General features: G+C 74.5%; 9 protein-coding genes. 1 reads left to right on the top strand and 8 read right to left on the bottom strand.

Features of this window, described 5'->3' with window-relative positions; genetic code table 11:
* From AB0D67_RS22725 to AB0D67_RS22695, 7 genes are all read right to left on the bottom strand, one after another.
* A partial coding sequence (locus tag AB0D67_RS22725) for a protein kinase (RefSeq protein WP_362939016.1) occupies window positions 1-1,631 on the bottom strand: 1,631 nt, incomplete at its 3' end.
* 230 nt (window positions 1,632-1,861) lie between these two features.
* Window positions 1,862-2,383: a YbaK/EbsC family protein gene (locus AB0D67_RS22720; protein WP_362939013.1), complete on the bottom strand. Its 522-nt coding sequence runs from the start codon at window positions 2,381-2,383 to the stop codon at window positions 1,862-1,864.
* A gap of 199 nt (window positions 2,384-2,582) precedes the next feature.
* The gene (locus AB0D67_RS22715) at window positions 2,583-4,127 is read right to left on the bottom strand and encodes a flavin monoamine oxidase family protein (RefSeq protein WP_362939010.1); all 1,545 of its coding nucleotides are present in this window, start codon (window positions 4,125-4,127) and stop codon (window positions 2,583-2,585) included.
* A gap of 68 nt (window positions 4,128-4,195) precedes the next feature.
* On the bottom strand, window positions 4,196-5,038 hold the full coding sequence (locus tag AB0D67_RS22710) for a M55 family metallopeptidase (RefSeq protein ID WP_362939007.1): 843 nt from the start codon (window positions 5,036-5,038) through the stop codon (window positions 4,196-4,198).
* Complete coding sequence (locus tag AB0D67_RS22705; protein WP_362939004.1) at window positions 5,035-6,270, bottom strand: DUF6395 domain-containing protein; 1,236 nt, start codon at window positions 6,268-6,270, stop codon at window positions 5,035-5,037. The genes AB0D67_RS22710 and AB0D67_RS22705 overlap by 4 nt, the downstream gene beginning before the upstream one ends.
* On the bottom strand, window positions 6,267-6,635 hold the full coding sequence (locus AB0D67_RS22700) for a hypothetical protein (protein WP_362939001.1): 369 nt from the start codon (window positions 6,633-6,635) through the stop codon (window positions 6,267-6,269). The genes AB0D67_RS22705 and AB0D67_RS22700 overlap by 4 nt, the downstream gene beginning before the upstream one ends.
* A 180-nt stretch (window positions 6,636-6,815) precedes the next feature.
* Entirely contained in the window at window positions 6,816-7,394 is a 579-nt protein-coding gene (locus AB0D67_RS22695) for a TetR/AcrR family transcriptional regulator (RefSeq protein WP_362938998.1), read from the bottom strand.
* A 94-nt stretch (window positions 7,395-7,488) separates the two neighbouring features.
* On the opposite strand from AB0D67_RS22695, the gene AB0D67_RS22690 reads away from it, so the two are divergent.
* Window positions 7,489-8,865, top strand: coding sequence for an MFS transporter (locus AB0D67_RS22690; protein WP_362938995.1), 1,377 nt, complete (start codon window positions 7,489-7,491; stop codon window positions 8,863-8,865).
* A 186-nt stretch (window positions 8,866-9,051) separates the two neighbouring features.
* Here the strand turns inward: AB0D67_RS22690 and AB0D67_RS22685 are convergent, their stop codons facing one another.
* Window positions 9,052-9,825, bottom strand: coding sequence for an enoyl-CoA hydratase-related protein (locus tag AB0D67_RS22685; protein WP_362938992.1), 774 nt, complete (start codon window positions 9,823-9,825; stop codon window positions 9,052-9,054).
* Window positions 9,826-9,865: the final 40 nt, after the last annotated feature.

Genomic DNA, 9,865 nt, shown 5'->3' with positions numbered 1-9,865 from the left:
GGCATGCCCGGCCCCGACGCGCCCGGTGCGGGCATGCCCGGCCCCGACGCGCCCGGTGCGGGCATGCCCGGCCCCGACGCGCCCGATCCCGGTGCGGCCGGCCCGGACATGCCCGGCCTCGATGCGCCCGGCCCCGATGCGCCGGGGATGCCGGACGGGCCGGTGGGCACGCGGCCGGTCGGGAGGTCCTCCGGCCCGAGCGCGCCGGTGGGCATGTCGTGGGCGTCCTCCACGGCGGCGCGGCGCAGCTCATCGGGCGTCACCCTGCGAGTGGGCCAGGGATCGGACCGGTCGGCCGAACGCTCGGCCGGCCGTCCGGCGGACCACTGCTCGCCGGAGCGCTGCCCGCCGGGCCCCTGCCCGTCAGCGCGCCGCTCACCGGCTCGCTCGCCGGGCCACCGCTCGCCGGACCGCTCATCGGGCCGCCACCCATCGGGCCGCTGCTCGCCGAGCAGCGAGACGTACTCGTGCGCCGGGGGCGCCGGGGAAGACGGAACGACCGGGGACGGCTGGGTCGGCTGGGGAGGCGGCCACGACCCGACGCCCGGGCGGGGCGTCGCCGGGGTCGGCACATCACCGGGGTCGCCCGGCCGGCCCGCGCCTCCGGGATCACCCGGCCGGCCGGGGAAGCCGTTCCCGCCGGGGATCCCCCGGCCTCCGGAGCCGTCCGGCCCGCCGGGAAAGCCGCCGCCCGCCGGGCCCGTGACACCGGAGCCGGCCACGCCAAGGCCGCCGGGACCGCTGTGACCTCCGGGGCCGCCGGCGCCGGGGCCTCCGGGGCCCGTGTCGCCGAAGCGCGGGACCGTCGCGATCTCGTCGGGCGCCCAGGACCGGCCGCCCCTGGCCATCAGACGCCCCACCTGCTCGGCCAGCTCGGCCGCCGTGGGACGCCTGGCCGGGTCGCGCTGGAGCGCGGCCCGCAGCAGCGGCCGCAGCGGCTCGGGGGCCGAGTCCACGTCGGCCTTGCCCGCCGTGATGTTGTAGAAGATCATCTCCAGCGTGCCCTTGCCGAAGGGCGGACGGCCGGTGGCCGCGAAGACCAGCGTGCCGCCCCAGGCGTGCACGTCCACCTCGGGTCCGGCCTCGTGTCCCTCGATGATCTCGGGGGCGAGGTAGCCGGGCGTGCCGATGAACATGCCGGTCTGGGTGAGCCGGGTGGCGTCCACGGCCTGCGCGATGCCGAAGTCGATGAGGACGGGACGGCCTTCCAGGATGAGCACGTTGCCCGGCTTGAGGTCACGATGGATCACCCCGACGGAGTGCACGGCGGCCAGCGCCACCGCCACCCCGTGGGCGAGCTGGAGCAGGCCGGACAGCTCCAGCGGGCCGTCCTGCTTGACCAGTTCCTCCAGCGAGCGGCCGGGGACGTATCGCGTCACGATGTAGGGGCGGTGGCCGGTCACGTCGGCGTCGACGACCTCGGCGATGTACTCGCTGCGCACCCGGCGCATGGTCTCGACCTCGCGGGAGAGCCTGCGACGCGCCACGTCGTCTCCGGCGACCTCGCCGCGCAGGACCTTCACCGCCACCTGGCGGCCGCGGGGGTCGGTGGCGAGATGGACCACGCCCATGCCGCCCTCGCCGAGCCGCCTGAGCAGCCGGTAAGGACCCAATCGGTCGTCCTGATTCATGGCATGTAGCACCATATCCGGTTAAACACCGCCCGTGAGCTGAACCATCAGGCCATACTCTCCGAACAAACAACGTCCGCCAGGCTTCAACGGTTTCCCAAAGGCAGGCAACACTCAATCTCTTTTCGGCGACGGTTCGCCCATTTTCCCCGGCTCCTCACCGGGCGTTCAGCTCACCGGCCGGACCACCCCGACGTTCACCGGCCCGGCCCCGGTTCCGCAGCCCGGCCTCAGCCCGCCAGCCGGAGCACCTCGGCGTTCTCCAGTCCGGCCAGCAGCGAGCCGGCCACCGCCAGCTTGGAGCGGCGGACGCCGCTGCCGATCACGACCTCCGGGTGCGCCGCCACGGCCTCGTCCACCAGCACCGGCCACTCGGCGGGCAGCCCCAGCGGGGTGATCCCGCCGTACTCCATCCCGGTCAGCCCGACCGCGTCGTCCTGCGGCGCGAAGGAGATCTTCCGGGCGTCCAGGTGCCGCCGGACCACGCCGTTGACGTCCGCCCGCGTCGTGGCGAGCACCAGGCAGGCGGCGTAACGGACCTCCCCGGCGCGTTTGGCCGCCACGATCACGCAGTTGGCCGACTCCGACAGGGCGACGCCGTACCGCTCGCAGAACGCCGCCGTGTCGGCCAGCTCCGGGTCGATCGGGGCCACGAGGACCCCGTCGAGACCCGCCGCGGCCCGCACCACGGGCTCCGCGAGCAGGTCGGGGCGCTCGCCGGCCTTGACCCATTCCAGCGTTCCGATCGCCATCGCCGTTCTTCCCCTCCGTCATGTGTCCCGCCGTCGCCGGGACCCCTCTTCTCGTCTTCTCGTCGTTCCCGGGAGCGCCCCGTCGTTCCCGGGACCGTCCCGTCGTTCCCCGGGACCGCCCCGCCGTTCCCTGAGACTGTACGGCCGCGCGGCACGGCCCCCGGACACCGCGCGCCCGGCCGCGCTCAGGACGGCGTGCTCAGGACGGCGTGCTCAGCACCCGTTCGTGGATCGCGGTGACCGCCTTCCTGGCCGACTCCATCGCCCCGGCCTGCCAGGCGATCAGGTGGGTGAGCCAGTCGCCGGCGAAGTAGACCCGCCCGGCCGGGCGTTGCAGGAGGGTGAAGGCCCCCTGGTACGTGGGCCAGCGGACCCATCCCCCCTCGATGTGCGGCTGGCGGTGCCAGGCGATCGAGACGCTGGAGCGCAGCTCGGCACGGTACTTCTCACCGTGGATCTTCTTGCCCTGGGTGAGCGCCCGGTTGCGGCGTTCCGCCGGGGAGAGCCGGCCGTACAGCTCGGCCTCCTTCTCGGTGTTGTAGTAACCGACGAGCAGGCCGGTCGGCGCGTGGTAGCCGTAGGAGGGGTACCAGATGTGGGTGATGTCCAGGTCGGTCTCGGTGATGCCGCCGTAGATGCGGTCCTCGATCTCCCACCAGCGCCTGCCGTACTCCAGGCCGATCTTGCCGGCGGCGACCGGCACGGGGGTGCGGAGCGCGGCGGTGACCTGGGCGCCGAGGTTGTGCGGCAGCCGGGCGAGCAGGTGCGGCGGCAGCGCGGCCACGCAGTAGTCGGCGCGGACCGAGCCGCCCGGGTGGGTCACCTCGACACCGTCGGGCAGGTTCCTGATCCCGGTGACGGGCGTGCCCGTCCTGATCCGGTCGCGGCCGACCGCCTCGGCCAGCGCGGTCACGATCGCGTCCATCCCGCCCACCGGCTGGAACATCGGCGCCGCCTGCTCGAAGCCGAAGTCCGTGGTGACCGCCCGGCCGGTGCCCGCGGAGAGCACCTCCGCCAGCGAGGCGGGCGGGTCGAGCGGCACGCCGCCGCCGGTCGCCGGGTAGGTCGCGAACCCGCGGCGGTCGGAGCCGCGATAGGACAGGTCGGGCCCGAGGTCGCCGAACCGGCGCAGGAACTCCGAGAGCCGCTCCCGGTCCTCGGCGGTGAGGCGGCGGTTCAGCGCGCCCGCGTGGGAGACCTTGGCCAGCAGCTCGGCGACGTAGCCGTACAGGTCGGCGCGGGCCGTACGGGCCCGGACCGGGGCCTTCATGCCGCGCGTGTGGACGTACGCCGAGGCGTTGTTGTTGACGAACACCTCAAGGGGCACGCCCAGCTCGCGGCAGTAGTCCATGGTGACCATCCACTGCGCGATCCGCCCCGGGCCGGCGTTGAAGTAGACGCCCTCGCCGAACCCGGCCGTCTGGGCGGGCCCGTCCTTCTCGGACAGCCGGTCGCCTCCGCGCAGCGTGAGGTTGCGCCCGCCGACCCGGTCGGACGCCTCCAGGACGGTGCAGTCGTAGCCCGCCTTGCCCAGCTCGTATGCGCAGGTCAGCCCGGCGACGCCGGCCCCCAGGACCACGACCTTCGCCGCGCCCCTCCCCTTGAGGGAGAAGTCGGACGGCTGCGGCGGGACGTAGTCGGACGGCTGGGAGTCGGGGGCCAGGCCAAGCGCCCCCATGGCCGCGAACATGGCCCCGGCGCCGCCGGCCGCGCCCACGCCCACCAGCAGTGCCCTGCGCGTCATCGTCGTACGTTCGGTCACTGTCTTCTCGGGGGTCTCTCGGGCTCGGTCTCGGGGTGCGGACGGCGGCCTCAGCCGTACGCGCCGCTGTCGCAGGCGACCTGGCCGCCGATGCCGGCCAGCAGGCCCATCACCGCCATGATCTGGGCGAAGTCGTCGGTGGTGAACTCGGTGTGCCGGGGCCCGACGGAGCGCACCCCGGGGATGAGGGCGCACCCGGCGGCGATGGCGGTGGAGTTCCACTCGACGCCGAGGGTGAACGGCGGCTCCGGCGCGTAGGGGCGGAAGTCCGCGAGGCGGCCGAGCGCGCGGACGGCGGCCTCGCGGATGCGGGCCTGGGCCACCGAGGGCGGCAGCAGCTCGGCGGAGAACTTGTTGATGCCCTTCTTGACCGCGACGGTCTCGACGTCGCCGAGCAGTTCCCTGGCCTCCTCGCAGACCGCCTCGTCCCCGGTCACCAGGGCCACCGGGACGCCGAGCGACCCGGCGAACGACGCCACCAGGCGGGTCTCGCCGCAGATCTCGCCGTTGAGGTAGAGGTTCTGGATCTCCCTGCCCATCCACGTGTGGTTGAGCACCCCGTGCTCGACCCCGGCCCGCGCGTGGTAGCCGACGAAGCAGGCGGCCCGGTGACCGGCGTCGAGGCCCTGGCCCATCCGCAGCGGTTTGCCCGGCCCCCTGATCAGGGTGGCGCGCGGGTCGAGCAGGTCGATCCTGAGGTTCTTCGTCGAGCCGTGGGCGTCGTTGACGCACACCGCCTCGGCCCCCGCGTCGAAGGCTCCCTGGACGGCGGCGTTGGCGTCGGCGGTCATCAGCTCGCAGCCGCGCTCGTAGCCCCGGCCCCCGGCGCCCATCTCCTCGGGGTCGGTCAGGCCGGTGACGCCCTCCATGTCCACCGACACGTACACCCTCACGACAACCCCCAGGTCTCGACGCGGCGCGCCTCGTCATCGTTCATGAACCCGACCTCCGCGGCGACGAAGTCGCGGACCGTCGCCCGCCACGGCTCGGGGATCTCCTCGATCGCGGGAGGGTAGCAGCGGTCCAGCCAGGCGGTCGAGGCCTCGGTCGCGCCGAGGAACTCCGCGGCCTTGGCGAAGACCGTGTCCTCGATGCCCGGGATCCGGGCGCAGCCGTACTCGATCATCTCCTGCCCGCCGTACGGCGGGGGCTCGCTCCACTTGCGGGCGACCGGCCGGTCCGGGCCGATGGCGGTGCGCAGCGGGCGGCGTTCGACGGCGGCCTGGATGAGCTCCTTGTACAGGCACTTGCCGCAGGTGCCGCAGGGGCCGTCCACGCCGCGCAGGCACCAGCGGACGCACTCCTTCAGGGAGGAGTCCAGGGCGAGCCGCATGGTGACGGCCTCGCTCACCCCGCCGACGGGCAGCACGATGTGCACGCCCGCCGCGGCGAAGGCGCGGCCCCAGGCGCCGTGCGGGGCCCACATCGGGTTGTCCGGGGTGTACCGCAGCAGGTAGCGGTCGCCGCCCAGCCAGCGCGAGCCCAGCTCGTAGCCGAACGCCAGGCCGCCGAGATCCAGCTCGTCGGCCATCAGCAGCGCCCCGGCGGCCACCGCGTGGTGCTCGGGGTAGCCGGGCCGGGGCTCGGCGAGAGTGAACTCCAGGTCGGAGCGGACGACGGTCAGCTCGCGGCCGGTGCGCGCGGCCAGCTTCGCCAGCACGTCGGAACGGTAGTGGGTCCAGCGGTTGGGCACGCGCGGGTGGGACACCCGCTGGAAGTGGACGAACGGCGCGTCGGGCAGCATGGCCGCCGCGGCCACCGAGTCGGCTCCGCCGCTGTAGGAGATCGCCAGCCGGCGACCGGACCGCGGCGGCGCGCCCACCGGGCCCGCCTCGATCCCCCAGCCGTCGTGGATCGCCCCGGCCAGTTCCGCGGAGATCGGCCGGTCGAAGACGACCGCGCGCCGGGTCCAGGGGGCGACGACGGTCCAGGCCGCCAGTGCCTCGAGGTCGGGGTGGACCTCGCGGGGCTCACGGGGCAGCTCGACCCGGCAGGAGTTGGTGGCCATCTTCAGGGGCTGGCCGTCGGCGCAGTGCCCGGTGATGCCGTCCTCGGGGTCGAGCCGGAAGGTCAGATGCCGGACGGCGCCGCCGGAGGTCTGCTCGGAGGTCCAGGAGACCCTCACCCGGCGATCCCGGGCGTACGGCCGGCGGCGGCGCGGTCCACGGCCTGCCAGAGCAGCACCTCGTTCTGCAGCACCCGTTCCATCGCGGCGGCCGTCTCCGTGGCCAGCCGGTGGGCGTCGTCCCAGCGCCGCGCCCGAGCCTCGTCCACGGTCCGGCCGGCGGGGGCCTTGGCGGTGCGGGCCTGGAGCCTCTCGACCTCGGCGCGCAGCGTGGTGACCTCCCGGCGCAGCACCTGGACCTCCCACAGCGCGTCCTTGATGTCCTGGCGGTGCTCGGCCAGGGAGATGTACCGGGAGTCGAACCAGCCGCGCACCGCACTCCGCAGCCGGGCGGGCACCAGAGCCCGCTTCGCCAATCGCGCCATAGCCCGGCACGATACCGGCAAATACCGTGATATCCGGACGGTCCCAGGAATCGGCGCAGCTCGGTGCGGCCCTCACATTCCAGCGCGGCCGGTCCCCGGCCCGGCTCGTCCGTGGCCCGGCCCTTCCGGGCACCTCCCGGCCTCGGGTCCCGGTGCCCGGCCGGCCGTCCCGGTGCCCGGTCAGCCCCGCTTCGCCGTCCCGCCCGGCCCGAGGATCGTCTCGGCCATCGCCCGTGCCGCCAGCGCCGGATGCGCGCCGGGGCGGGTGACGGCGTGGGCGAGCACCCCGTCGACGAGCACCAGGATCTGGTCGGCGCCGAACTCCGGGTCCGGGTGGCCGTGGCGGGTCAGCTCGGCGGTGAAGATCCGGTGCAGCTCCTCCTTGTGAGCGTGGACCTCCGCGTGGGCCGGGTGGTCCGGGTCGGCGAGGGAGAGCTCGGCGGCGGTGTAGCGGCAGCCACGGAACCCGGGCCGCCTGGTGACCCGCTCCAGCTCGTCGAAGACGGCCAGGACGCGCTCGCGGGGGTCGTCGCCCGCCGCGTCCATGGCCTCCCGGTAACGGTCGGTGGTGGCGCGGGTGCGCAGCATCTCGGCGATGAGCCCGTCCTTGCCGCCGAAGTGCTGGTAGAGCGAGCGGCGGGCGACGTCGGCCCGGCTGAGGATGGCGTCCACGCCGACGTGCATGCCCTGGGTGTAGGTGAGCTCGCGGGCGGCTTCGATCAGCCGCTCACGCGGTCCCGGTCTCGTGGTCGTGGTCACGGCTTCGATCCTCGCACGCGGTTGACAGTAGACCAACCATTCTATCTAATGAGGCGCTGTATACCGACCGTTCTATCTACTTCTCGGAGCCCTCATGCCACGCCGGGGCACGCTGCCCACCGTCCTGACCGGTGTCTTCATCACGATCCTCGACTTCTTCATCGTCAACGTGGCCATCCCCACCACCCAGCGCGACCTGCACGCCGGAGCCACGGCCGTCGAATGGGTGGTCGCCGGGTACGGCCTCGCCTACGGCTCCGGGCTGGTCCTCGGCGGCCGGCTCGGCGACCTCTTCGGCCGCCGCCGCATGTTCGCCCTCGGGCTGGTCCTCTTCACGCTGGCCTCGGTCGTCTGCGGCCTGGCCCCCGACGCCGGCACGCTGATCGCCGCCCGCGTCGCGCAGGGCGCGGCGGCCGCGCTGCTCTCCCCGCAGGTCCTGGCGATCCTGCGCACCGCCTACCACGGGGCGGCCCAGGCCAGGGCGCTCGGCGCCTACGCGTTGACCATGGGCATGGCGGCGGTGTTCGGCCAGCTCATCGGGGGCGTGCTCATCCAGGCCGACCTGTTCGGGCTCGGCTGGCGCGCCTGCTTCCTGATCAACGTGCCGATCGGCGTCGCCGCCCTGGTGATGACCGGCCGCGTGGTGCCCGAGAGCCGGTCCGCCGACGCCGTACGGCTCGACGCCGGCGGGGCCGTGCTCATCACGCTCGGCCTGGCCGCCACGCTGCTGCCGCTGATCGAGGGTCGCGAGCAGGGCTGGCCGCTGTGGACCTGGCTGTCCTTCGCCGTCGCCGCCGCCCTCTTCACCGCGTACGGCAGGCGGCGGCGCGAGTCGCCGCTGATCGACCTCGCCCTGTTCCGCGAGCGGGCCTTCACCGCGGGGCTGCTCACCCAGCTCGCCTTCACCATGGGCATGGCCGCCTACTTCCTGGTCTTCGCCCTGTACGTCCAGGAGGGCCGGGGCCTGGACGCGCTCCAGGCCGGACTGATCTTCGCCCCGATCGGCGCGGGCTACCTCGCGGCCTCGCTGCTCGCACCCCGGCTGGCCGCCCGCCTCGGCCGCCAGACGATCGCCCTGGGCGGGCTGACCAGGGCCGCAGGACTGACCGCCCTGCTCGTCGCCGTCGCCTGGGACGCGCCGATCGGCTGGCTGGTGCCGATGCTGGTCGCCGACGGGGTCGGCATGGGTCTGGCGCTCGCCCCCATCATGGGCACCGTCCTGGCCAGGGTCGCCCCGCGGCACGCCGGCGCCGCCGCCGGGATCCTCACCACGACCCAGCAGGTCGGCTCGGCCATCGGCGTCGGCGTCGTCGGCATCGTGTTCTACGGCGACCTGTCGGCCGGGGTCGCGGGGGCGTTCCGGCACGGGCTGGTCTACCTGATCGTGGTCACCCTGGCGGTCGCGGCGCTGGTCCAGGCCGTGCCGCGCACCGCCGCCCCGGCCGGGACCCCGGCCCCGGCCGCCGCCTGACCGCCCCGCCCGGACGCCGACCCCGGCTCCGGCTCCGACCCCGGCCGCCGCCTCCCCGGCCCGGACCCCTACTCCGGCCCCGGCTCCGGCCGCCGCCTGACCGGCCCGGCGCGGACCACGCCACGGGCGGCGCCGTACGGCGGGGGCCGGCGCCGTACCCGGCCGTGTGGCCGGTCGTGCGACCGGTCAGCGGCCGGTGAAGGCGGCCTTGGTCTTCTCGGCGAAGGCCCGCATGCCGTTGCGGGCGTCCTCGGTGGCGAACAGGCCGGAGAACTGCAGGCGCTCGATCTCCAGGCCGGTGGCCAGGTCGGTCTCCAGGCCGCGGTCCACGGCCTGCTTGGCCGCCCGCACCGCCAGCGCGGGACCGCCCCGGAACCGCGCGGCGTAGGCCAGTGCCTCGGTGTGGACGTCGGCGTCCGGGACGACCCGGTCGACCAGCCCGATCTGCAGGGCCTCGGCGGCGGAGACGTGGCGGCCGGTGAAGATGAGGTCCTTGGCCCGCGCCGGGCCGACCAGCCGCGGCAGGCGCTGGGTGCCCCCGGCGCCGGGGATGATGCCGAGCAGGATCTCCGGCTGGCCCAGCTTGGCCGACTCGCCCGCGATCCGGATGTCCGCGCACAGTGCCAGCTCGCAGCCGCCGCCCAGGGCGTAGCCGGTCACCGCCGCGATGACCGGCTTGCCGATCTCGGCGACCGCGGTGAAGCACGCCTGCAGCGTCGCCGAGTGGACGGCCATGTCGGCGTACGACATATCGGCCATCTCCTTGACGTCGGCGCCCGCCGCGAAGACCCTCTCCCCGCCGTAGAGCACCACCGCGTACACCCCGGGGTCGGCGTCCACCTGGCGGGCGCAGTCGCGGATCTCCTCCTGGACCTGCCGGTTGAGCGCGTTCATCTTCGGCCGGTCGAGCCGGATCGTCGCGATCCCGTCGGCCGTCTCCACCCGCACGAACTCACCCATGGCCGTCCTTCCCTCCGAGCATCCCGTCCCCCGCACCCTA

It is taken from the genome of Streptosporangium sp. NPDC048047 (assembly GCF_040653115.1).
GTDB lineage: Bacteria > Actinomycetota > Actinomycetes > Streptosporangiales > Streptosporangiaceae > Streptosporangium.
The sequence above is the reverse complement of the archived record's forward strand: the minus strand, read 5'-3'. Positions and strand labels throughout refer to the sequence as shown.